Raw genomic sequence first — 22,998 nt, 5'->3', positions numbered from 1 at the left:
TCACGATCGGGACCGCAATCGATAAGCCGGCCCGGAGCAATCAGAATGGCGATACCGGACAGAATATGTAAATATCTTCCGTATCCGACTGGAATGCGAAATGCCGAAATCCGGCACTGCGGCCATACGCTGAAGTCAGTGCCCGCTTCCGTCCTGGAGCCGGCATGGTTCCTGATTAAAACAAGTCCTCAACTACCCACGCCCTCGAGCCATGTCGCAATTACAGATCATCGTCGCAGTCATCTCGGCCATCGTTCTCTTTTTATACGGGCTGGAAGGATTCAGCCGGGAGCTGCGCACGGTCGGCGGCGAGAAACTGCAATCCTGGCTGGCGCGGGTCACGGCCAATCGCTTTGTCGGGTTCTTCATCGGCGCCAGCGCCACCGTGCTGATCCAGTCGAGCGCGGCGGTGATTTCGCTGACAGCCTCCCTGGTGGACGCCGCCGTGCTCAGTTTTCGCAGCAGCCTGGGCATCCTGCTCGGCGCCAATCTCGGCACCACCACCACGGCCTGGCTGGTGTCGTTCAAGCTGACCGGCATCGGCCCCTACTTCATCGTTCTCGGCACCCTGCTCTCCATCCTGCCCACGCGGGCCAAGCTGTTCGGCAAGACCTGCTTCTATTTCGGCCTGATCTTCTTCACGCTGGATCTGATCTCGGTCGAACTGCGTCCGCTGCAGCAGCAGCCGTGGTGGAACGAGGTCGTCAGCTATGTGAGTTCGCCGGCCACGGGCTTGCTGATCGGGACGGTGTTTACGGCAGCGATCCAGTCGAGCACCGTTGCCATCGGCCTGGCGGTGATCCTGGTCCAGCAGGGAATGATGCAGCCGGATGCAGCCATCTTCTTCGTCATCGGCTCCAACCTGGGTTCCACCTCCACCGCCCTGATCGCGTGCCTGTCCATGAACCAGACGGCCAAGGCCACCGCCGTGGCCAACTTCAGCTTCAACATCATCAGTACCATCCTCATCTTCCCGTGGCTGCGGCCGTTTGCGCAGTTGATGCTGCAACTCAGCGATCCGACCATGGCGGTGGCGCTGGCGCACCTGAGCTTCAATATCCTGCTCTCCACGGTATTCCTGCTGGTGCTGCCGTGGAGCCATCGCATCCTGGTGTCAGTGCTGAAACTGCCCGATCCGGACGCCCGCCCGGGCTGACTACCGTTGGCGGATGATACCGCGCCGCAGGCTGGCCGCACGCGCAGTCAAAACGCGCCCCATACGCTGCCGAGCAAGATCGTGACCACCAGCGCCAGGATGGGGCCGACGATGCCCACCATCACCATGTCGGGATAGCCTTCCTTGTGCGTGACGCCGCACACCGCCAACAGGCTCACCACGGCGCCGTTGTGCGGCAGGCTGTCCAGCGTGCCGGCCGACATCACCGAGATGCGATGCAAGAGCGCGGGATCCAGGCCGGTCGCATGCGCGAGGTTCAGGTAGGTTCCCGAGAGCGCATCCAAGGCGATCGTCAGTCCGCCGGAAGCCGAACCGGTCAATGCTGCCAGTACATTGGTCGCTACCGCCAGCGACACCAGCGGCCCGCCATCGATTCCCAGCACCCAGTCGCGCACCATGGCGAACGCCGGCAAGGCCGCCACCACCGAACCGAAACCGACCAGGCTGGCCACGCTCAACACCGGCAGCGCGGCGGCATTGGCGCCGGCGGCCACACTGTCCCGCACCGAACCGATGCGCCGCCAATGCAATAGCAGCAGGCAGGAAATGGCGGCGGCCAGTGCGATCAGCACGGCCCATACGCCGCCTGCTTCGGCCAGTGTCGTACCGCCCCAGCGCGGTTCGGCCAGATAGCTCCCGTCCAGGCGCGGCAGCACCGCAAGGCTGATCAGCAAATTCCCCGCCACCACCACGCATAGCGGCAATACCGCGGCGACAATGCCCGGCGGCTGGCTGGCATGGCTGCCGCGGTGCAGTTCGGCCGGGTCGAATTCGCGCGCGGCGCTGGCCCGTTCCCGCACCAGCGGGGTCTCGACGGCGCTGTCGTGGGGGTCGTTGCGATCGGCGGCATACGCCAGCCCGCGCCGGCGTGCGCGCCGCTCGGCCATGCCCAGCCACCACAACCCGAACGCCAGCATCACGCCCGCGGCCAGGAGGCTCAGTCCGGGCGCGGCAAATGGCGTGGTCTTGAAAAACGGCATGGGTATCGCGTTCTGGATGGCTGGCGTGCCGGGCAAGGCGGTCATGGTGAACGTCGAGGTGCCGAGCAGGATTGCCGCCGGCATCAGATGCGGCGGCACGTTGCCGGCCCGGAACAATGCATGCGCCATCGGCGCCAGCACGAAGAAGGCAACGAACAGGCTGACGCCGCCATAGGTCACCAGTGCGCCGGCCAGGACCACGGCCAGCACCGCCCGCCTGGGGCCAAGCTTGGCCGTCATGAAATCGGCGATGGTCTTGAGCGAGCCGCTGTCGTCCATCAGCTTGCCAAACAGCGCGCCCAGCAAGAACAGCAGAAAGTAGTGGGAGATGAAGGAGGCCGCGCCGCCCATGAACGTGATGGTCCAGTTCGCCATCAGCGGCTGGCCGGAGAGCAGCACCGCCAGCAGTGCCGCCAACTGCGCCAGAACCAGGATGCTCCAGCCTCGGTAGGCTGCCCACATGAGCAATGCCAGGGCGGCCACGATGGCCAATAGTGCCATTACCAATGCTCCAGAAGGTCATTGCGGTCGAACGACGAACACCGGCCGATATCCGCGCCGCGCTCATCCAGGAAGACTTGGGCGCGGCAGGGCAAGGGGCGGATGGTCAGGTTCCGCGCGCGCGGGAATCCGGCACCAGCAACACATCGCAAGGCAGCCATTCAAGCAGCTTCATCGCCGTACTGCCGATGAGCAAGTCGAGCAGGCCGCTGCGCCCGTGCGAGCCCAGCACCACCAGCTCGATGTCATGCCTGCGGACGTAGTTCGTCAGCGCCGTCTCCACCGAACCGCGTTGCACCGAGGGCTTGATGCGGCTGCCTGCGGGCAGCTGTGTGGCGGCAATGAATTCCGGCAGCTCGGTCTGCGCCATGTCGACGCTGTCGCCGCCATGGCGCGGAGCAGCCAGCCCCGACATCACCGGGGTCACCACGTGGCAGAGGTCCAGCTCGCGCTCAGGGAAAAGGCCGGCCGCCGACAGCAGCGCCTGGCGCGAGGATGCCGAGCAATCGGTCGCCACCGCAATCTTGCGGTAAGGTCCGGCGGGCCGGCGGCGAACCAGCAACAGCGGCTGCGCGGCGATTCCGGCCAGGCGCTCCACTGTCGATCCCAGCACGCGTTCCAGCAGTCCCCTGCTGGAAGCGCCGCACACGATGACATCGGCGCCGACGGCTTGCGCGGTTTCGCGGATCGCCGCCGCCTTGTCGGCATGATTGAGCACCCTGGCTTGCGCGTCGACGCCGGCGGCTTTCAGCTCGCGTATGAGCTGCTGCCTGACTGCCTCGGTCAACGCCTTCTCGTCGGCGCCATCGGCCCACGCCAGGATACGTTCCGGCGAGGACAACAGGTTGCCGACGATGAGCGCGGTCAGTTCTCCGCCCCATTCTCCCGCCAGTTGCGCCGCGCGGTCCATGGCGCGGTCGCATCCGGGGCCCAGGTCTGTTGCCAGCAGCAGCCTTGCCGCCGCTCCCGATATAGAAGACTGCTTCAACTCATGCATGTTTAGGACTCCTGATGATACGTGGCCCATGCTCGCATCAGGCCAGGTTGAATGAGGACGAATCGCCGGTTACCTAACTGTAGCAGAGATGCACCGAAGCAAAGGCTGCCGACAGTTCAAGGATCGGGCCAGCGCTCCCAACGAATTAACACTGCGCCCCCGAAATCCGGCGCAAAACGCAAGAAAATAAAAAAACGTAAAAAAAGCGGAGCTGCATGGCAGCTCCGCTTGATCTGTTTTACCGTTTTGCCTAGGTTCGCTTCAGAACGGTTATGTGCACTTAAATACGTAAACAAGCTCTATAGCCCTTTGATTCAAGCACAAAAATCAGTCCAACACGAAAAAACGTAAACAAAACGCCTTAGTAAAGGCGTTTTGTTTACGTTTTTAGGAAAACATTAGTGTGAAAGGCGTCATCCGCAGACCCTTACAAAATTTCAATTCAATGCCGCGTATGCGAGAAAATAATGTAACACCCTGAAAAATTCATTCAGCTTGAATTCGCTTTCATTTTTATGAGCATTCAGAATACGACTGCCTATCGACAGCTTATGCGCTACTTCTAGGCAAGCAACTTGGCAGATTGCCAAACTAAATTTCCTTTCGCATTCTTGCGAACTTCGATCAAAAATTTCTTTCCGTCGAGGCCAGGCGCAGACATATCCATACCGCCATCTTTGGCAGCATATGTATTGGACTTCTGTTCTCTATCAGGGAAAGCATTAAGCTTATATTTTCCCCCGTCCGCTATGGATGTAAAAAAACAGCCAAGGCTACTTGACTTCCCCCACACCTTAAAATCAAGAAAAGCCTCCCACTCGCCCTCAGGCACTGTGTCCCACTTGTACTCCGAGATATCGAGATTTGCTTCTCGTACTTGGCCAAAAGACATGGCGCGACGTCGAAGAGCATCATTGTTCACCACTAATCCCCTTCTTTCTTAGCTAGTTACAGGCCCAATTTACCGAGAGTGCCTCTTCGTGATATCCCTCATCCATTAATGCGTATCTGAAGCCCTCGGGATCCGCTCTACTCCCGAATATTCTGCTAAAGCAGGATACATAAGTTTTCCACTCGCACATATACAGTCCCTGTAAAAGCTCACCTATTGTCGACGGCAGGTCTCAAGTGAAGTCTGCCTTTCGCAAGAAAATATTACAGCGAGGCGCGTCGAATTCGACATCTGCAATGCCTGGCATTGCCAGGGAGGCTGCAATATTAAGACGCTGTGTGAGCAATTCTTGATAGGCCTGAAAACTCAAGAGAACATGCGTAGGCACGGCGCCGTCGGTAATAACGACTGGGCCGTTTTCGGTTGCACAAAGTGCCATGGGTACACCTTGGGCAAATTCTTGGTCTGACAAGGTGGTAATTGCCATGAAAGAACTCCTGTGGAGCGATACCGGATCGGAGATAAAAACAATCTGCCGGACGAAGAGGCATGCTGCGCCAAGACAACCATCATAAGGTTACCAGCAGACCGGCTAATGTCCGGCTCCAGCTTCTGAAAGCAGAATAGAAAACGGCCCACCGAAGCAGGCCGTCCTCAAACATCATTTGTCTTGTGGGGGAGGTGCTACCCGAAGGTCTTCACCCGCTTGTCCTCAAACGCACGAAAAGAGCATAACACCATTTGACTAGGCCGGAAAGAATCCCTGAGATTGAAAACAAATAAATCACGGCTCCGCAAGACCGGGAATTTCTTTCAGCTCAAAAATCGAGTCTTGCCCGACCAACCTTGTTGTCCCGTCCTCGCGTTTAACTCGATATGACGTGGGTGTTTTCTTGATGCACGTAACGTTATTTTCATACTCGATCTCATAACGTCCCACCGAGAAAACAACGTTGTACCGCTTACCAATATCCATTCGAAGTCTCCATATTCGCGCAGAACGTTTCGCGACGAGATTGGCTTCCCTAGCTGTGATGAGGCAGCATAATGCGGCTCAACCATGGCTAATGCGATCAGGAAGCCTTTTCACCACTGCATCGAGTAACCTTGCATCACCGAGATCGGCAAGAAGCGACATTGGGAGCGTTCCGGTATCGGTCATCAACAACTGCCCACCGGGATGACATGGCCCTAACAAATTAAGTACCCGGTCGGCACTCACTCGATCACGCTTAGCCAAAGCATTTGCCCCCACCAGCAACAGAGCACGCCGTTGATTCAAATTGGCTACCTCCTCAAATATTTGTAGGGCATCTGTTGGTGCAGCATGAGTACCGACGAAGTGAGCCGCCGAGACCGCGAAGATCGGCGCTTGCTTCATCATAAAGTTTGATGTGACCCGTGTTACGACGCTGGGAGGTAAATCTTCGCTATTGCCTAGAGCGTCAAGCGCATCGAGATTGACATAGCTGACCGGCATCGTTTCAGCGATATCCATGATCTTCAGTTGAATGACAGTACTGCATCGTATAGCAGCAACTATTAAAGCGACCTGCCGGAGAGAACGATCTTTTGTCTCGCCTGCTAGCTCTAAGAGCGTCACTCCTATCTGATCGGAGAGATGTTCGTACGCAGCAAGAGCGACAACTGCCTCAGAGGCAATGTCGAAACTGACTACTTCGTTGAAATGAGGATCTGCTCCCGACCATGTATCGTGAATTAAATTTAAAAGGGAGTCGATATGACCAAGATGTGGACGGTCTTTAAGGATCTCAACTAAGGCCCGGCGGACCCGACTACCAGGATCCGAAGCCATGGAAAGAATTTCACACGGTAAAGGATCTGAAAGCGTGGATGCGAGATGAATTAGTGCCTCTTTGCGTGCATCGGCACGGCGATGCTTCAGAGCGACCTCAACAAGAGCTTTATCTCCGATGGAAATCGCTGCCCTAGTAGCTAGGATCGCATCGTCTTTGCGATCGGCGACCAATAGCCAGTGCTTAATAGCTGCTGCAGAATTTCCACCACTTGCAATAATGGCTGGTACCACAAGCGTGAGAACGTCTGCGCCGACACCCGGCACCCCCGTCTCCAGAAGTAAAAGCGCTGCGCCATCAACTATCCCCGCTTCTGAGTCGTCCTGCGGAAATATCTTGAAAATATGTCTCGCCAAGGGTGGAAGCAGAGACAACAAATGCTCCAACTTGACCTCGTCGGTTGATGAGAGATGGACACGGGAACGCTGAATAGCAGCAAGCAGCGTCAAAATGAGATCTGGCCGGGCCAGATGCATTTTGAATGTCGTAGCTAGCGCATCAGGTGCAACCTTTAGGGCAGTTAGAACCAGCTCGTCAAGCGAGATACTATTTCCATCCGTTGACAGAAGCCGTTCGGTAAGGATTGGCTCAAATGCTGTCCGCCAATGTTTGCATACGGCCCCCCATATACTTGGCTCATTTTTCGTAGCGATGCCCGCCTTCATCAAGGCTTTAAGCTCCTCCTCGCTAGCAATTCCATTAACGGCGATTAAAGAATTCGACCAATCCTGTACCAATTCCGCCGCGCGTGGATGGTTGGCGAGTTTTAGCCAGTTGCCACGCTTGTGCACTTCACGCACATAAGCTGTGATGAATATGCCAGATGCATAGCCATCATCAATGTAGCTATTTTCGAAGGCTTCCGATTCGGCATGATCCCTTTCTCCGTCATCGATTGCTTGCCACTGTTCTCTCCAATGCTGATCATAATTTCGAGCGGTGTCGTCAACATCGTCGAGAGCGGCCCCTAATACGCTCTCACATGCCGCTGGATCCCGTACGGCTTCTTTAGCAATCAAGTCCGCATTGTTCACGAAACCGAAGCCAATCATTGTACTGGCCGCATCCAGATAAGCGCCAGTAAGGTTGGGGGCAATGCGTTCGAGCCGGGATGCGAAATCCAATTTATAGTTGCCGTGATCAAAGCAAAGTATTTCACGGATGAATCGTGCAGCAATTTGGGGGGAGAGAGGATTCTTGGATACGGTTTCGTACCAAGCGGCATCGAAAACTGGTGGCTTCCATTTTTCATCGAAAACTTCCCCGCCACGTTGGGTTCCTTTTAAGAGCCAGCGCGCTACACGACTTGGTATAGACATCTCACTGCCAATCTCTGAGGCCAACTCTAGCAACGGTTCGAAGTCGAATTGAGGATCTAGGAGGCTTTCGTCTAGCCAGCCATCTATTTTGCTCTGGCATTCTGGATCGATTATGAAGTCCTGCTTAAAGCTTCGACGAGAGAACGCCCGCGCCTCTTCAAAAACTCGCGCTGCAGTCTCCATGCACCATGCACGATCTATCGTTGAGAATCCTATTAATGATGCGATCAAAGACTCGATTGCGAATCTGCTTTGCTCCCAATGGCTTTTAATGAAACCTTCAAATCCCTGGCGAACACTTGGATGCGCAAAGGTAATTGTGCGAACAGGCTGACGTAAATACCGTGCCGCAATCATGCGATCAACAAGACGATCCACGCCCTCTCCAAGTGAGCGGTCGTAGCCGCGCAATGGCCGTTGAAGCGCGTGAAGTCGCGAGCGATCCAATTGTCGTCTGGCTTTGAGTAACGCCCAAATAACGGCCGAGGTTCCAGAAGTATCAATGGAAGAAAGAGCTCTGACCACTACTGATTCAACTGCGTCTCGTTGGGCCATCTCCATGAGGCGTTTAGCGAAATCGTGATCCTTTTCGCCGTCTCGCGGGCCATTTTGCATATGAGCAAAATAGAACTCTATTTCGAGTGGAGTCTCGAGCTTTTCGAGTGCTTGGGTACGATGCTTAAATGACGTGGCCCGTAAGAGAGGTGGCAGTCGATTCATGCGCATGTCATGAATTGTGCCTAATTGGCCGTCCTTATACTGCTCTGCATCTAGTTCGACGCACCAGCTTGCGAGGCTCTCTCCGACATTTGCGCTTTGCATCATGTCGCTACGAGTTGTGATGACAAACTGCTGATCGGGTGAAGCTCTCGAAAGCAGACGGGGTAACTGTTCAGTCCAGGCTTCGCTCCCTCCACTCAAGCTAAATTGCCCCCATGGATCGTCGATATAGAACAATGTCGGACCGTTGCCGGAAGCTTTGCGTATGCTAGTTGGCGTGTCTTCGGCACCGATAGTGACCTGTTCAAGATGACCATTTCGATGTCGAGCTATATCGCATAATTTGTACGCTGTTTGCGTTTTTCCTGTTCCCGATGGCCCTCGAATCACCACCGCATTTTTTTCCGACAGGACACCGAGAATTTCCTCAAAATTCGCTGGTTTAACGTATTGCTCCAGATTTGCAGAGCTGGCTAGAAAGCCGCCGCATTCTTGAATAGTATTTAACAGATCATTTCTTATCCATACGCCAGCCAGGCTACCCATGGCCCGCCGTTTTGCCTCCGCTCGCAGCTGCTCTAGCAGCCTCTTGTGATTGACTTTAGGAACGTGCAGCAGATCCGACATCATTTCTTTGATGTTCGAGGCGAGCTGGCTTGAGGTCAATTTTCCCCAGATCGCAATTCGGCCTTCCGGGGAATTTTTCAATGTATCCCGCAAACTCGCGGGAAAGTTGTCTTTACCGGAAGACTCTTCGAACCCTTCAACTAAAAGATTCCGCAATACCCCCTTGGCGTCTGCGTTGGTCACGAGCAGATAACGAGTGTTTGGCTCATCTAGATGATGTAACGCAGGACGGCGGCCACCCGCTTTATCTGACCCATGTTTTAGCAGCGCAACTAAATCGTCAAGCGACCAAGGTTCGCCGTTATCCATTTTGACTTGGACGACAAGCTTATATCCGCCTGAAACAGTTGCGCTCGGCTGCATTCGTCCCGGAACATGCGGATTCATGTCTGCCTCCAAATCCTCTTCATTTGCAGGCTCTAACGTTATGCGTGTCGTTGCATTTGATATAAGAAGCAGCTGTAAGGCGGCGAGTATCGAGACATCAAGCTGGTAGTCGTAGCCAGCCTGGGCAGTTGCCGCCCCTCGTAGAGACCTTTTCTCGTTTGCTCCGGCAATTGGTGGTGTAGTCATATTTCTATTTCGCTATGCATTTGTGAAGCTAATTGTGGGACCAATGCTGTTATGCACAGGGATCGATATTTTTTTGGGGAGGGGAGTCACAATAGCAGCGGCAATACCTACCGAAGATGGTTTGGTTATCCGCATTCTTCTTTCCTCTTTTACGGGATTCGAACCACGCTCCGGTTGCCAAGTCTTCCCCCCTCAAGCGAGCTCTAGCCCCTCCTCCCGAGACAAAAAGCGCGCGAGGTGCAGATCTAGCGCGATAGGCGTTCAGGTCAGTGGTAGGGACTAGTCTGCGCATGCGTCACCAACTGCATACGCGAACTAGCCATATCGAATAGCTGCCAGCATTCATTCAAGATGAAAGAGAAATATTTCGCTCGATCTTTTCGATATCCAACGTCAGCACGAAGCTGAGCGCTTTGAACAGTCTTTTCGAGAACCGGAATTGCTACGTTAAGGCGATCAATCGCGCCAGCAGCCTTAAGTGCAATATGATTTGGAAGCGGAACAAGCCGAGCAAGATCGTCTGCATTCCAAGTCGGAACTTCTTGCAGCTTGGCGAGAATCTCCTCAAAAAGCTGAGGCGCACAGTCAATCTGCGCTGCTACATCAAGTCTCTCTTGGAATGTGCGAACAACGGTGGCGGCAGTACTGAGGTGCAAAGTCATTGCGGCTGCAACTACTGTGGCCGTAGTGCTTGCCTCCTCCCGTCGGTACCGTTCCTGCGTCTTTACAGTCCAAATCACGCCTCCTAACGCGGCGAGCGAACCTATTGCCTGAATCCAAGCGGCATAGTCCTGACTATTCAACGGCGGATGCAGCACGAAAGCTGCAGCCATTGCTGCGCCAACAAAGGCGCATAGAATTTTCCAGCGAAGTTGCATCATTCCCCCCCACATTTTTGGAAGGAATCGTAGCATGGCAATGGTTCTTACCGTTCTACCCGTGTTCTTCCAGCTATATGTGTTTCCCTGGTCGCGGCGGGAAAATGAAAGTAGCTAAATTGCAACTAGTAAGGATAGCGTTTCAACCTTTAGCAGGTAAATGACGCATTGAACTGATAGGCGGAACTCACTCCTGAACATTTTGCACCGGCAGCATCACCAAGCAGCTGTCCGAGAATCTGGCGCCGCAGAGTTTCGCCGTACCGGCAAAGCTGGAAATGCATGAGCAGGGCTGGACTCCTCCATGCTACAACCTCCATGACCGGTCCTTTTCAAAGACAGCATGAAATCAATGGGCTCGGTAAGCCTTTGCCAAATCGTCTCGAATCTGCTGCAGAGTATCTCGACATTCGACGACTGCATCGGCGCGCTTTCGCGCTTTCTTTGCCCTCTCATCGGATGGAGTGTCCCCTGCGCGATTGTGCTGCCGCACTGCCGTAAGAGTGAAAGCAACTTCTCGCTGTAAGGGAATCAATTGCATAAACATGGTCGGAGGAATGCTCTTCCGGGAGACCGTTTCGATCATCTGCAGCAATGCTTCGACCCGCTCGGCACCAACAACCGTGAAGCCATAGCTCCTGACGTCAACTTGGAACTGATTTGCTATGTGCGTCAGAGATCGAACTGCGTCATTCGCCACGGCAAGGCAAATATCGGCATGCTCCAACAGCAATTCAGCCCGATCTTTCAGTCGGCTCCTTTCGGCGCTTCGGATTTGATGCTGTGTCCCCAGCCAAGCACCTGCAATTGCGGCTATCGCACCAAACGCTTGTGCCCAGCCAGAAAGATCGGAACTGGATATAGGGGGATTTTCGACAAGCCCGCGCACCGCATATCCGATAAGAAAAGCCATGACCGGCGCGACCAGGATCATGGCCAATTGAGACCTCCACTTGCTCATACATCCCCCGAATTTTCTCGAAGCCTAGCACAATGCGGTGCCGCTCAGACCTAACTGCAGAAGCGCATTGCTGCCCTCTAGTCCTCTCCGTTTTCTACTTCGTCAGTTTCTCAATTGGTGCAAGAAGAGCGGCACCGAACCTCGCGGTTCTATCACACACCCGGTCAGCCCTCGCAGCTTTCGTGTCAGAGATGGTTGGGTCATTCAGCGTATCAAGTGTCGCAGTCACGCAAGATTGCTCTGCCTTCATAGTGAAGAAATACAAGGAAAGAATAAGCAAAATGGCAAACAGGGCGATCAAGCGCCACATGGACACGGACGCGCGCAAAACGGCTTCAAGCAAGTACATCGTCGACTCCCCAAAAAGTTGAACCTCAATTTTCAAACATTCTGTTTTACAAAAAAGCGTTCAAAACATCGATTTTGGGCGTTTATTCATTTTTCACTGGCGGAAAATACAAAATGTCCAAACTTAGCTGAAGAAAGATTCTCGACGTTGGCGTAGTGAACGGAGTCTGCAGGCATGTATTCCTCTTCCACCTGACAGCGTTCTAATAGCGTGATTGCGGCAGCGTGGCTACCGTCCCTGTAAAAGCTCACCTTTCAGCATTTCACCACGTCCCAACGCGTCTGTTGCAGAAACATGCAATGCGACGGGTTCCAACTGGATGGGGTATCTATTAGCCAGGATAGCCGACTAGCAATGACTCGCCGAAGGACAAGGTGGCCCCCGAGAACCCCACGACGGAACAAAGAGAAGACAGCGTATCGATTCCCAGCTATTCCACAGAGATCAGTACCGTACCGCAACCTGAACTTGGTACCAATTCAACATACAGAGACTTTCGTCCGACGATAACGGCAAGCATTGGCCGCTTATCCCGACGCCGCGCTGACAACCGATTCCATTCTGATCTATCGAGACCAGAAGGATGGGGATAGTCCTCAGGGTGGGTGTGCCATTCGCCAAGATAGCGAACTGTTCCTTGAGTCGCTGTCCATCGCGACAGAGCGATCGCTTCATGACCAAACGGCATCCGCTCGAACAGGTAGCGAAAGCGCTTATCCAATTCCGTGGGAATCGTCGCTTGCTCAATGAGTAGATGGGCCCCATGTACAGAACCGAGCAAGAGACCGCCTGCTTCGCGGTCGGCATCACTACTCTGAACATGCTGACAGAATGTCTCCAGCGTATTTCTCGAAAAATGCAGCAACCTACTCTTATCGCTGCTTGCCCAAGAACTCAGGAATGGCATATGGGGCAGTCCCGATCCTGTAAAGGATCGCAATCCGGCGTGGCAAGCTGATGGGTCTGGTCGATCAGCCGGGTCTGCAACGCCGCAGAATGAACATCGTTGATCCAATCAAGGGTCATCTCGGCACCTAAGCTGGCTGCCTGTACCGAGACTGATGCCGGGAAAGGTACGTATAAGCCCTCACATCCATGACCCGCCAAGATCGCAGGAAGAGGATCTCGAGTCGAGCGAAGTTCGCCTCTACGATGGCGGTGCCATAGACATCGGTAGCACGCTCCGGAGGCGTTCGCTCTCAGGAGTGCACGTACAGCAGTTCCCGGCCCTTCGATCCATACAGAAAGCATGGGCGTGGGGGCCCGATAGCGGCCGCACAGCCAGTGCCCGAGGGATTCTTCACCGGTAGCATCGATGAGTAGATCTAACTGCCCCAACTGAGCCTGCCTGACATCCACTGGGAGCGCCTGCACCTCGGCGCCTGGTGACAATCGTTTGAGCTCCTTTGCCATGGCCTCGGCCTTGTTCGACAACAAGTCCGGAAATCCGAGGCGATGCCGCCCGATATTCTGTGGAAGGAGACAATCAAAATCCACTAACGTGATCTTCCCGCCGCATGTTCCAGCCCCAGCCTTGACCAGCATGTCCGCGAGGTATCCACCAATCGTTCCACAACCTACAAGTGCGATTTTTCTGCCCGCCAGCGTTTTCGATTTGGGGATGTTGCGTTGGGCCAAATATCGATCATCAATCCGGACCATCGAGATGGGCATCACCTTCAGCCCATAGCTCATATCTTTGCGATCATTGACCTTAGTTTTTTGAGCCAAGGCTTGACGGTCAAAGAGAACAACGAAGCCATAGGTCATCAGAGGCGATTCGACGACGATAAGGACGCCATTTGCCTTTTTTCTTTCCCCCTCCTTGATTCGATCGTGAATCTTGCGCCGACATCGAGGGTCAAGGGTACTTTGCCAAGCCAAGATATCCGCCACTGTTTCAGGTGGCCAATGGCTAGTCAGCGGTCGAGGTTGCGCGGTGCTCTTGACCCGGTAAGTCAGCACCGCTTTATTGGTCACCTTGTAGCCGAGCGAATTCAGTTTCTCTTTTGTTCGAACTTCGTTGTCACTGATGAACCAAAGCGAGTTCCCATTGGCTTCCGCAACAAAACAGTTCTGCCGCCCCAAGTCCTCGCCTTGCATGTCTACGAAGCAAAACCAGCCGTTCCAGTAGGCAAAGAATTCTTCCGCGAGATCTTCAATCATCGCGCCACTCAATATCTGACCTAGTACCAAGGCCGCGCGTTGAAGACATGCCAAGGACTGCCCTACAGGGTCGTAGATATCCAAAACGACGGTCGCCTTGGCGAGATAGCAAAGATCACCTTCGGCACCAAGATGAGGAACAGCCTTTGGCAGTTCAGCGGGAATATCAAGCAGCCGAATGCGAGGTAGCTCGAAGAAGGTGGGGTCGAGCTGAACTTCACAAGGACAACCCTTTTCCGCTCCTGGCGGCGTCAACACTCCCCGCAACTTGAACCAGCCGTTACCCGTCTTGCCGACAAAATCGAAGCCTTTCTGCTTGAAGGCCTCAATCACGTCCGCGACTGCGGTAAGGCGACTCATCCTGCCTTCGTTCGTCCGACCAGCTCACTCGGACCTGCCATGGCTGGCGCCGCGGCGATGGTCGCCGCGATGGATACCACCTTGACTCGATCCGGCTCATTCGGAAACCGCGGGCCGAATTCGCCTTGCATCCAGATGCAGGCCTGTGAAGGGCTGCCGGCGTCGGTTGCACCACGCAGTGCCTTTTCCAATTCTTCGAACGCTTTCGCAGCTTCTTCAACACCCTCTTTGCCGAGTCGAACCGTGAGTGACTCCGACTCGTCCACGGGGTTGTTAACTCCCGCACGCAGGCGAGCTGGCAATGCCGCAACGACATCCAGCAATGCGAGGTCGTCGCGCCGATCTCGCTTCTCGAACAGCGGAGCCGCAGCGGCCATCAAGAGAATGGAAGCGGGGCCACCGCTGGACCACCTCCAGTCGCGGAACGCCTTCAAGTAGCGAACCACGCGGCGGAACTGTTCGCCCTTGGCCTCCACTTCGCCCAAGAACCACTCCTTCACGGGCCTAGGATCGGATGCCATCCAGTTGCACTCACGGTGGGCCAAGAGCACTTTGTCAGCAGGCAATGCCGTCCAGGCATCCCGCTCTGCCTTATTGACCGCCTCGGTGATAGAGTCATACCCGTAACTCTCCATCGATGCCTTCGTGAGCGTGACGAACTCCGTATCAGGAATGGCGTACAGCGGGATGTCGATGTGAGCAAAGGCAGCAATGACGATCCGGATGCACGTCGGCTTATCGGTGACTAGCGTCCAGCGCTTTTCCTCGACCAACGGCCTCAGAGCTTCTTCTGCCGCAGCAAAGAACACCGTTGTTGCCCTGCTCGGGCGCTTCGTCTGCGAAACAAAACTCAGCGGCAGATAGCAACCATCGTCAACATCCGCCTGCTGGGGGCGTTGTGCCGGAGCGTTCAATGTCTTATAAGCCCAGGAGCCTTGCGTGAAGAAACGCGGCTGCGGCACGTCATCCGTGTACCCGTGCCCGCGTAGCATGCGCGGAATTCCGGTACGCAGGCAATTCCTGACATCGTTGCGGGCACCCGCAATCCATGCACGCTGATCAAGTGACAGATCCAGCTCTTCGTGCATACAGGATTCGTTATCAACGGTGGTAAAGAAAAGCGGACTCAGGTTCAGCATGCAGCCTCCGGAACATTCTTGTTGGGGCCGTGATAGAAGATGGGTGCGCCGGCCTGATGCGCTCGAAATGGTTGGAAAAGAGGATCACCCAGCGCGCGCTGCGCTGCATGGTTACCACGATCCTTGAGCGTATTCGTGGCACCAATGGAAACTCTGTCTAGCGCCTTTACGTCCTTACTTTGATCTGGCGTGGCCTTATCGTCGATCTGGAAATAGTTACCACCCAACAACTGACGCAGCATGTAGTCCACCGATGATTCTTGAGCGGAGATAACCAGGTCGAACAATCCCCCACGCCACTTGCCAAATCCACGGTCGAGACTGGCTCCTCCGCGGACGGTTGCACCGATCGTCATTGTGCCGATCGACAGCACACGAACCAGCGCGTTTTTGTTCGGTGCGAGAAACGTATTAACTTCGTGCAACCCGAATAGCCCCGGCGCGTTGCCGACCAGTCCACCATCGGCGAAGACGCCACGGTCGTTGCGCGCCAGCGGAAAGTAGACGGGCGCAGCGGCGGTTGCCAACGCCACATCGACGATCTTCATGCGGTGATCCATCTCAAAGGACGGATGATGAGGCGTCTTGAAAAACTGGCCACGCCCGGTCGAGTAGTTGACGGCCGGAACAAGAACACGATGCTTCAGGCTACCAATCGTGGCATCCTTGAAGCGCTCTACCAGCACGCCTTGCAACCCCGTGGAATCATGTTTGGCAGTCAACCAGAATCCCAGAAGCCGCCGCGCAAGACTCCGGCAACCAAAGATGCGGGAACCCTGCTTTTCGAAGAGGCCCTTGAGTTCAATGGCCGGGATTTCTGCCGCGAGCCCCAAGGCCAGCATTCCGCCCGCGGAAGTGCCGCAGATCAGGTCGAAATGCGAAGCAATGGGACGGCCCATCACGGCTTCAAGCTCGGCAAGAACCGTCGCTGTGTACAGGCCGCGATAGCCGCCCCCAGACAGGGCGAGCACATGGTAGATGGGAACGCCCGTCATGGCACTCAGCCCTTCGGCGGGAAGGGGTCGTGGCCGTGGCTGTCCTTGTCACGGATGCGTCCATCCGGACGGTGGATGACCAGTTCGGATTGCTGGTTGCGTGCGATGTTCCGCCCCGCGTCGATTGCCTGTTGCTGTGTGTCGTGCACGGAGGTTGCCCGCTGATTGCCGGCGCCCTTAACGGCCCAACCGTCCTGGTGAGGAACTACATGTTGATTCTTGCCTGCCATGGTGAATCTCCTAAGTTGGACCATCGGAACCCCGGTAGAGGTTGTCTTTGACCGTCCCATGTAGCACAATGTGTTGCTCACACAGACAACGGGAAGGCCAAGCCAAACCAATCGTAAGCATTTTTAAAATCTGCATCCGTTGTCTGGCTGGACAACAATGTATCAGAGTACGCACGCCGGTGCAACTGGCATGTTGCGAGCAGCCCTGAACATCAATAAATGCGGAGTGGCAACAGAGGTTTGGTTGCTTCTCCCACAATGCAAGGATTAGAACGGATGTCACAAACAGGCCTGGGCGTCGCCCTTAAGACGCTACGCGAACGAAGGACCCTTTCGCTACGCGAAATCGGTCAACTTTCTTCGGTGGATCATGCTTATGTTCATCGCTTAGAATCAGGCGAGAAGACGAATCCGTCGCCGGATTTGATCGAGAAGCTTTTGAGGGTTTTGAAACCAACTGAGAGAGACGCCGCACTGGTAATGTGGCTTGTCGACCATGCAGAGGCCGATCTCCGGCTTGTCGAATTCGTGCTGAACGATCCTTCCGTCAGCATCGACATCTTTTCCGCCGCAGCGGGAGTGAGACATCGCGGGAATACAAGGCCCGATCCCGCGACGCTGATTGCTCGGATACGGAAGGCGTTCGAGGATGAGGACGAGGACGATTGAACATGGATGAAGCAGATGTGAGGCAGAAAGCACGTGCTTTCGTTGCAAAGGTTGATGTGTCCGGCATCCAAGGAGATCTGAGTCCTTATGTGGCCGCAGCCAATGCCAAGGTCAAGAAAGATGAGCTTGGCGAAGGTGAGTCCGGCTATACGATCACCAAACCGAATGGCAAGCATGTCATCACTGTGAATTCGCTGGAAACAGAAGAACGCCAGCGCTTCACCATCTGCCATGAGATCGCACACATCGTCTTAGCGCTGGAGTCGAGCCATGACGAAGTGCCGTCTTGGTCTTATGCGAAGCGGCATCCGAACGAAATCGCCTGCGACACCTTCGCCGCCGAATTACTGATGCCATATCAACAATGGTTATCACTTGTACCCAAAGAAGAGCCTTCGCTGGAACTGATTCAGCGCATGGCAGACTTGTTCAATACATCGTTCCCCGCAGCAGCGTCGCGATTCGCGTCTCTCAGCGACATCCCATGCGCCTTCGTTACGATGGAACGCGGTGCAGTACGCTATGCGGCGCGCTCCACCAGCTTGCGACAGGCTGGGGCTTGGATATCTCCCAGATCTGCCATTCCTGTCGGCTCCGTCGCTCACCGCCTGCGCTCTTCAGGCAACAGCGCCTCGGACACGGATGAAGTCGCACAAGATATCTGGTTCGACAACTGGGAAAAGGGCCTCGACCTCTGGGAGCTCTCTAGGCACTACGCACACACTGACACCACGACCTCGCTGATCTGGTTCGACAGCGAAGATTTGCCCGAGGTCGAAGTAAACCGTTTCGGTGCGCGCGTTGAGGACAATGGAGGTTTGACGGAGCTCACGGGGCAATTACCTTGGCCAGGACGAAGTAAGCGTCGCTAGCATGACCTTTCGGCGGGACGCCATGTCAAGCGATGGCTTACTTCCTGAGCCTAAGTAGTGACAACTTACTGGCGCCGTGTCACAACAGTTCTCGTCGACGTCATCTTTGTTGCCTCCCTACCCACTGACGGTAGAGGATTATTCAGATATTCCGTCGTTATTCCCCTCATGTGTGCGTTATATGCCCACGTTACGAACTGCTCCAACAGCCGGGTGTTCTCTGCCTCAAGCCGTGCCTTTTCTCCTTCAAGGCGAGCAATTTTATCCAAGGCCGCCTGTATTTCTGAGGTCGAACCTATCTTGCGCGGGCTCCCGCCTGCGGCAGCTAGCGCCTGCTTGCGCAGTTCAAACGCGTCTTGGATGCGGGCGCGCTTGTGCAGCGCCTGGCGTGTGTATCGCACGAATATGTGCTTCTCAGAGCGGGATTCCCGTGGCCTTATTCAATAGAAGCGGCAGCCGTTCGCCGGACTTACACTGTATCGTTTTGACTCGATATACAGCCGCCATGTTTACGCTTTAGTGAGGTAATCGGTAAGCCTATACTACCAACAGACAGACCAAAACGTTAACAAAGAAAAGGGCCCGTGATTACTACACCACGGGCCCTTTGTTAACAAATTAGAGAAAGGTGACCTCTAGAACGGGATATCGTCATCCATGTCCGAGAAGTTCGATGCCGGACGCGAAGCCGGCTGCTGGCGTGGCGCGCTGGCGCCGCCACCACCACCACCGGCTCCCGCGCTCTGGCGCGGCGCCGGGCTGCCGCCGCCATAGCCGCCGCCATCGTCCATCGATGCGCCACCGCCGCCTTGGCGGCTGCCCAGCATCTGCATGGTATCGGCGATGATTTCGGTGGTGTAGCGCTCGACGCCATCCTTGTCTTGCCACTTGCGGGTCTGCAGGCGGCCTTCAACGTAGATTTGCGAACCTTTCTTCAGATACTGGCCGGCGATTTCCGCCAGTTTGCGGTAGAAAGTGATGCGGTGCCATTCGGTGAGCTCTTTCTTCTCGCCGGAGTTCTTGTCCTTCCAGCTTTCGGTCGTAGCGACGGCGATGTTGGTGACGGCTTCACCGTTCGGCATGTAGCGTGTTTCCGGATCGCGCCCGAGGTTGCCGACGATGATGACTTTATTGACCGATGCCATTGTTTCTCCTGAATTACTAATTACGGTTAGGCAGTTGCACTTGCCGCATGCGCACCGCGCCGCGGCAGGTTTTTCATGTTAGCCGCGATTATAAGCCAGGACAGGGTCAGCGCAGCTGACAACAAGAACACAGCCGATACACTTACATTTTGTTTGAGCCAGCCGCCCAGGGCGCCGCCGCAGAACAGCCCCAGCGCCTGCAAGGTGTTGTAGACGCCCAGCGCCGCCCCTTTGGCCGCCGGCGGCGCGATGCGCGACACCAGCGAAGGCTGGGACGCCTCCAGAATATTGAACGCGACAAAAAACAGGAACAACAGCGCCACCAGCACCCACCAGTGCGTCACCGGATGCGACAGCGCCGCCCAGAAACCCAGCTGGACCAGCAGCAAAAGTGCAATGGAGGCAACGAAAACCAGCTTCATGCGGCCATGCCTCTCGGCCACGAAGACCGGCGGCAGCATCAGCACGAAGGAAGCCAGCACCACCGGCAGATAGATTTTCCAGTGTTCATCGACCGGGATACCCGAATACTGCACCAGCGCCCCCGGCAGCACCACGAACATGGCCAGTTGGGTCATGTGCAAGGTGAACACGCCAAAGTTCAGGCGCATCAATTCCCCATGGCGCAGCACTTCCCTGAAAGGCACGCGCCTGGCCTTGACCATGGGCGCGTCCGGCACCACCCATAGCACGACGGCGATGGCCAGCAGCGACAGCACGCCGGTCAGCCCGAAGATGCCGCCCATGCCGATGAGCCGGTAAAGCACCGGCGAGGCCACCAGCGAGACGGCGAAGGTCAGCCCGATCGAGGCGCCCACCATGGCCATGGCCTTGGTGCGATGTTCTTCACGGGTGGAGTCGGCGATAAAGGCGGTAATGGCGGCCGAAATCGCGCCGGCGCCCTGGATCGCGCGGCCGGCGATCACCCAGGCCACGCTATCGGCCGCCGCCGCGATGAAGGAACCCAGCGCGAACAGCACCAGGCCGATCACGATGATGCGCTTGCGGCCGTATTTATCCGAGGCGATCCCGAACGGGATCTGGCCGAACGACTGCGCCAGCCCATAGATCCCCATCGCCAGGCCGACCAGGGCGGCATTGTCGCCGCCGGGCAAGCCATGGGCGTAGACGGCGAACACCGGCAGGATCAGGAACAGGCCCAGCATGCGCAAAGCGAAGATGGACGCCAGCGATGCGCTGGCGCGCACTTCCGCGCGCGACATGCCGGATTTTTCGGGCTGTGCGGATAAGGTGACGGACTGGGTCATGGCGAAAATGGCGGCTGCGCGTCGTTTCGGCTGCGCGCTTGCTATGAGACGAAAACCTTATGGTAACAGCATCGGCGCATGCCTCATCCAATGGGAACCAATAGCATTTATTCGAATCCTCATTCGCCCAACTGCGGCATTCCTCCAACACTTCATTTTCTCTTCAGGAAAAATTCATCTTGGCGCATCCGAACGCAGGCTTCTTTACCAGCTTTCATGCAAAAATGCAGGATTGCTCATTTTTCCGCATCACTCATAAAAGCTGCCGACATGCGACACCCGCTCGCGTTTCTAAAAAGCAATAACCATCGTCAGGGAAAAGAGGCAATCGCTCGGTATTGCAGGGGGAAAGCCTGGGCGGATAACGACAGTGGCCATTGCTCATCTGCGTCTATCCCCACGCTTTGATTTTTTGTTTTTTCTTGCCGGCGACCTGCCGGCTGGCACGCTCATATCAGCATGTTTTTCTTCTCTCCGGCTCCTGACGCCAAGTCGGGCCACTCGTATCCTGCCAGTTCCGTAGCCGGCTACGGCAAAGGCGCATCGCCGTCCCGCTTCGCCTGGCTGTTGCTGGGCCTCATCGCCTGTGCCTGGCTGCTGCCGGGAATCTTCGGCCATGGCCCGTGGAAGCAGGATGAGACCTACACCTTCGGCATCATCCATCACATGCTGGTCTCGGGTGACTACCTTGTCCCGACCAACGCCGGCCAGCCTTTCATGGAAAAACCGCCGCTGTATTACTGGACAGCCTTGCTGTTCGCCAAGGCCTTTTATCCACTGCTGGACTACGACGACGGCGCGCGCCTGGCCAGTGTGTTCTACAACATCGTCACGCTGGCCTTCGTCGCCAGGATTGCGATGATGCTCTGGGACAAGCGCACGCTCTTGAGCCTGCCGGTGCTTGGCACACTGGCGTTGTTCGCCGGTTCGCCGGGCATGCTCAAGCATGCCCACGACATGTTCACCGACGTCGCCCTGGTATGCGGCGGCGCCATCGCCACCTATGGCCTGCTGGCCATCGCCCTGAATGAGCGGAACCAGGCGCCGCGCCTCGCGGCCGCGGTGTGGTTCGGCCTGGGCGTAGGCATCACCGAGATGACCAAGGGCTTGTTTGTGCCGCTGATCTTCGCGGCTACCGCCATGTGCATGGGGGTGCTGGTGCGCGAATGCCGCTCCCGCTCGTATTGGAAGATGGTCGGCATTGCCGTGCTGGTGTCGCTGCCTTTCTTCGTGATATGGCCGGCGCTGCTGGCGCAACATTCGGTGCCGCTGTTCATGGAATGGTTCTGGGACAACAACGTCGGACGCTTCTTCGGCTTCTCGGTCGCCAAACTGGGTTCCGACAACGACCAGGCCGTCATCCTGCGGGCACTGACCGGGTTCGCCCTGCCGGGTTCGGTGCTCGCGATACTGGCCCTGGCCGTTGGCGGCTGGCGCAATACCCTCTCCCCGCGCGTGGCGCTGCCGCTGTCGTTCGCCGCCATCAGCATCGCCGTGCTGCAAAGTTCCGCCACCGCCCGCCAGCTCTACCTGCTGCCGGTGCTGCTGCCCCTGATCATGCTCGGCACCACTGCGATACCGCGCCTGCCGGACTGGTTTCATCTCGTATGGGATTGGTTTTCCCGCCTCTTTTTCGGCTTTGTCGCCAGCGTGGTCTGGGCCACTTATGTGGTCTCCACCTTGCCGCTTGAATACCACCATTGGATCGCCTATTTCGGCAGGTGGCTGCCGCTGGGCTTCATCACGCCGTTCCAGCCGCTGGCGGTGACAGCGGCGATCGCCATGACGCTCGGCTGGCTATGGGGGCTGGACAAAATCAAGCTGACCGGGAAATGGCGCGGCGCCTTCAGTTGGTTCGCCGGCATCACGCTGATGTGGGGCGTGACCTATACCCTGCTGCTGCCATGGGGCGATTACGGCAAGAGCTACGAATATGTATACGACGACCTGGACGAGAAGATTGCCTCCGCCTGGGCTGCCAGCGACTGCATGGCCAGCGAAAACCTCGGCGAATCCGAAGCGCCCATGCTGTACTACTACACCGGCATCCTGCATCAGCCGATCGATGGCATCAACAAGACCCGATGCAACTGGGTGATTCTGCAGACCCCAGGCCTGGCGCCGCTGCCGGAAGGCAACTGGACGCCGTTCTGGGAAGGTCGCCGCGACGGCGACGAAGACCAGTTGCTGAAAGTCTATCGCCGCAACGAAGCGGCCCCGGGATAACCATCAAGCATTAGGGCCTGTTAACATTTAATTTGCGAGATGCGTTGCCTCCAGAAGGCGGGGTGGCAAGGCGCGCGGTGAGGCTGGTGGTGGGCCACCAGCCTCACCGGGCAACGCGGCCAGCGCGTCTTCTGGAG

Annotated in this window: 20 protein-coding genes; 5 read left to right on the top strand and 15 right to left on the bottom strand. The window is 56.3% G+C overall.

Annotated features, from left to right (window positions below):
• Positions 1 to 211: 211 nt before the first annotated feature.
• Complete coding sequence (locus AC07N6_RS22390; protein WP_494783409.1) at positions 212 to 1,156, top strand: Na/Pi cotransporter family protein; 945 nt, start codon at positions 212 to 214, stop codon at positions 1,154 to 1,156.
• Positions 1,157 to 1,203: 47 nt separating this feature from the next.
• On the opposite strand, the gene AC07N6_RS22385 is transcribed toward AC07N6_RS22390, so the two are convergent.
• From AC07N6_RS22385 to AC07N6_RS22325, 13 genes are all read right to left on the bottom strand, one after another.
• Complete coding sequence (locus AC07N6_RS22385) at positions 1,204 to 2,658, bottom strand: GntP family permease (protein WP_494783408.1); 1,455 nt, start codon at positions 2,656 to 2,658, stop codon at positions 1,204 to 1,206.
• A gap of 106 nt (positions 2,659 to 2,764) precedes the next feature.
• A complete protein-coding gene (locus AC07N6_RS22380; RefSeq protein WP_494783407.1) occupies positions 2,765 to 3,655 on the bottom strand; it encodes a universal stress protein in 891 nt (296 codons plus the stop codon).
• Positions 3,656 to 4,217: 562 nt separating this feature from the next.
• Positions 4,218 to 4,577: a hypothetical protein gene (locus AC07N6_RS22375; RefSeq protein ID WP_494783406.1), complete on the bottom strand. Its 360-nt coding sequence runs from the start codon at positions 4,575 to 4,577 to the stop codon at positions 4,218 to 4,220.
• A gap of 202 nt (positions 4,578 to 4,779) precedes the next feature.
• On the bottom strand, positions 4,780 to 5,034 hold the full coding sequence (locus AC07N6_RS22370) for a type II toxin-antitoxin system Phd/YefM family antitoxin (protein ID WP_494783405.1): 255 nt from the start codon (positions 5,032 to 5,034) through the stop codon (positions 4,780 to 4,782).
• A 297-nt stretch (positions 5,035 to 5,331) separates the two neighbouring features.
• A complete protein-coding gene (locus AC07N6_RS22365; RefSeq protein ID WP_494783404.1) occupies positions 5,332 to 5,523 on the bottom strand; it encodes a hypothetical protein in 192 nt (63 codons plus the stop codon).
• A 78-nt stretch (positions 5,524 to 5,601) separates the two neighbouring features.
• Complete coding sequence (locus AC07N6_RS22360; RefSeq protein WP_494783403.1) at positions 5,602 to 9,603, bottom strand: nSTAND3 domain-containing NTPase; 4,002 nt, start codon at positions 9,601 to 9,603, stop codon at positions 5,602 to 5,604.
• Between the two features lie 266 nt (positions 9,604 to 9,869).
• On the bottom strand, positions 9,870 to 10,484 hold the full coding sequence (locus AC07N6_RS22355; protein WP_494783402.1) for a hypothetical protein: 615 nt from the start codon (positions 10,482 to 10,484) through the stop codon (positions 9,870 to 9,872).
• Between the two features lie 346 nt (positions 10,485 to 10,830).
• Positions 10,831 to 11,421, bottom strand: a complete 591-nt coding sequence (locus tag AC07N6_RS22350) for a hypothetical protein (protein WP_494783401.1) — start codon at positions 11,419 to 11,421, stop codon at positions 10,831 to 10,833.
• A gap of 800 nt (positions 11,422 to 12,221) precedes the next feature.
• Entirely contained in the window at positions 12,222 to 12,698 is a 477-nt protein-coding gene (locus AC07N6_RS22345) for a Mov34/MPN/PAD-1 family protein (RefSeq protein ID WP_494783400.1), read from the bottom strand.
• Positions 12,686 to 14,317: a ThiF family adenylyltransferase gene (locus tag AC07N6_RS22340; protein WP_494783399.1), complete on the bottom strand. Its 1,632-nt coding sequence runs from the start codon at positions 14,315 to 14,317 to the stop codon at positions 12,686 to 12,688. Before AC07N6_RS22340 ends, AC07N6_RS22345 begins: the two co-directional genes overlap by 13 nt.
• Positions 14,314 to 15,456 carry a CBASS cGAMP synthase gene (locus AC07N6_RS22335; RefSeq protein WP_494783398.1) on the bottom strand — a complete coding sequence of 381 codons (1,143 nt, stop codon included), beginning with the start codon at positions 15,454 to 15,456 and terminating at the stop codon, positions 14,314 to 14,316. The genes AC07N6_RS22340 and AC07N6_RS22335 overlap by 4 nt, the downstream gene beginning before the upstream one ends.
• Positions 15,450 to 16,451, bottom strand: coding sequence for a CBASS cGAMP-activated phospholipase (locus AC07N6_RS22330; protein WP_494783397.1), 1,002 nt, complete (start codon positions 16,449 to 16,451; stop codon positions 15,450 to 15,452). The genes AC07N6_RS22335 and AC07N6_RS22330 overlap by 7 nt, the downstream gene beginning before the upstream one ends.
• A gap of 5 nt (positions 16,452 to 16,456) precedes the next feature.
• Positions 16,457 to 16,681, bottom strand: a complete 225-nt coding sequence (locus tag AC07N6_RS22325) for a DUF2188 domain-containing protein (RefSeq protein ID WP_494783396.1) — start codon at positions 16,679 to 16,681, stop codon at positions 16,457 to 16,459.
• Positions 16,682 to 16,957: 276 nt separating this feature from the next.
• Here AC07N6_RS22325 and AC07N6_RS22320 point away from each other — a divergent pair, with 276 nt between their 5' ends.
• Together AC07N6_RS22320 and AC07N6_RS22315 are read left to right on the top strand one after the other, a co-directional pair.
• Entirely contained in the window at positions 16,958 to 17,350 is a 393-nt protein-coding gene (locus AC07N6_RS22320; RefSeq protein WP_494783395.1) for a helix-turn-helix domain-containing protein, read from the top strand.
• Positions 17,351 to 17,352: 2 nt separating this feature from the next.
• On the top strand, positions 17,353 to 18,222 hold the full coding sequence (locus AC07N6_RS22315; protein ID WP_494783394.1) for an ImmA/IrrE family metallo-endopeptidase: 870 nt from the start codon (positions 17,353 to 17,355) through the stop codon (positions 18,220 to 18,222).
• 635 nt (positions 18,223 to 18,857) lie between these two features.
• On the opposite strand, the gene ssb is transcribed toward AC07N6_RS22315, so the two are convergent.
• Both ssb and AC07N6_RS22305 read right to left on the bottom strand, forming a co-directional pair.
• Complete coding sequence (gene ssb / locus AC07N6_RS22310) at positions 18,858 to 19,367, bottom strand: single-stranded DNA-binding protein (protein ID WP_494783393.1); 510 nt, start codon at positions 19,365 to 19,367, stop codon at positions 18,858 to 18,860.
• A 26-nt stretch (positions 19,368 to 19,393) separates the two neighbouring features.
• Entirely contained in the window at positions 19,394 to 20,590 is a 1,197-nt protein-coding gene (locus AC07N6_RS22305; RefSeq protein WP_494783392.1) for an MFS transporter, read from the bottom strand.
• Between AC07N6_RS22305 and AC07N6_RS22300 the strand changes: the two genes are divergently transcribed.
• Together AC07N6_RS22300 and AC07N6_RS22295 are read left to right on the top strand one after the other, a co-directional pair.
• On the top strand, positions 20,547 to 20,894 hold the full coding sequence (locus tag AC07N6_RS22300) for a hypothetical protein (RefSeq protein WP_494783391.1): 348 nt from the start codon (positions 20,547 to 20,549) through the stop codon (positions 20,892 to 20,894). The genes AC07N6_RS22305 and AC07N6_RS22300 overlap by 44 nt on opposite strands.
• A 200-nt stretch (positions 20,895 to 21,094) precedes the next feature.
• The gene (locus AC07N6_RS22295) at positions 21,095 to 22,861 is read left to right on the top strand and encodes an ArnT family glycosyltransferase (RefSeq protein WP_494783390.1); all 1,767 of its coding nucleotides are present in this window, start codon (positions 21,095 to 21,097) and stop codon (positions 22,859 to 22,861) included.
• Positions 22,862 to 22,998 lie beyond the last annotated feature (137 nt).

It is taken from the genome of Herbaspirillum sp. GW821-FHT09A12 (genome assembly GCF_059418325.1).
Note: the sequence above shows the minus strand (reverse complement) of the source record. Positions and strands in the feature narration are given on the sequence as shown.

Bases quoted from the DNA above. Each gene is read 5' to 3' on its own strand.
- AC07N6_RS22390 (WP_494783409.1), top strand. From the start codon at position 212: ATGTCGCAATTACAGATCATCGTCGCAGTCATCTCGGCCATCGTTCTC.
- AC07N6_RS22385 (WP_494783408.1), bottom strand. From the start codon at position 2,658: ATGGCACTATTGGCCATCGTGGCCGCCCTGGCATTGCTCATGTGGGCA.
- AC07N6_RS22380 (WP_494783407.1), bottom strand. From the start codon at position 3,655: ATGCATGAGTTGAAGCAGTCTTCTATATCGGGAGCGGCGGCAAGGCTG.
- AC07N6_RS22370 (WP_494783405.1), bottom strand. From the start codon at position 5,034: ATGGCAATTACCACCTTGTCAGACCAAGAATTTGCCCAAGGTGTACCC.
- AC07N6_RS22365 (WP_494783404.1), bottom strand. From the start codon at position 5,523: ATGGATATTGGTAAGCGGTACAACGTTGTTTTCTCGGTGGGACGTTAT.
- AC07N6_RS22360 (WP_494783403.1), bottom strand. From the start codon at position 9,603: ATGACTACACCACCAATTGCCGGAGCAAACGAGAAAAGGTCTCTACGA.
- AC07N6_RS22355 (WP_494783402.1), bottom strand. From the start codon at position 10,484: ATGATGCAACTTCGCTGGAAAATTCTATGCGCCTTTGTTGGCGCAGCA.
- AC07N6_RS22345 (WP_494783400.1), bottom strand. From the start codon at position 12,698: ATGCCATTCCTGAGTTCTTGGGCAAGCAGCGATAAGAGTAGGTTGCTG.
- AC07N6_RS22340 (WP_494783399.1), bottom strand. From the start codon at position 14,317: ATGAGTCGCCTTACCGCAGTCGCGGACGTGATTGAGGCCTTCAAGCAG.
- AC07N6_RS22335 (WP_494783398.1), bottom strand. From the start codon at position 15,456: ATGCTGAACCTGAGTCCGCTTTTCTTTACCACCGTTGATAACGAATCC.
- AC07N6_RS22330 (WP_494783397.1), bottom strand. From the start codon at position 16,451: ATGACGGGCGTTCCCATCTACCATGTGCTCGCCCTGTCTGGGGGCGGC.
- AC07N6_RS22325 (WP_494783396.1), bottom strand. From the start codon at position 16,681: ATGGCAGGCAAGAATCAACATGTAGTTCCTCACCAGGACGGTTGGGCC.
- AC07N6_RS22320 (WP_494783395.1), top strand. From the start codon at position 16,958: ATGTCACAAACAGGCCTGGGCGTCGCCCTTAAGACGCTACGCGAACGA.
- AC07N6_RS22315 (WP_494783394.1), top strand. From the start codon at position 17,353: ATGGATGAAGCAGATGTGAGGCAGAAAGCACGTGCTTTCGTTGCAAAG.
- ssb (WP_494783393.1), bottom strand. From the start codon at position 19,367: ATGGCATCGGTCAATAAAGTCATCATCGTCGGCAACCTCGGGCGCGAT.
- AC07N6_RS22300 (WP_494783391.1), top strand. From the start codon at position 20,547: ATGGACGCCAGCGATGCGCTGGCGCGCACTTCCGCGCGCGACATGCCG.
- AC07N6_RS22305 (WP_494783392.1), bottom strand. From the start codon at position 20,590: ATGTCGCGCGCGGAAGTGCGCGCCAGCGCATCGCTGGCGTCCATCTTC.
- AC07N6_RS22295 (WP_494783390.1), top strand. From the start codon at position 21,095: ATGTTTTTCTTCTCTCCGGCTCCTGACGCCAAGTCGGGCCACTCGTAT.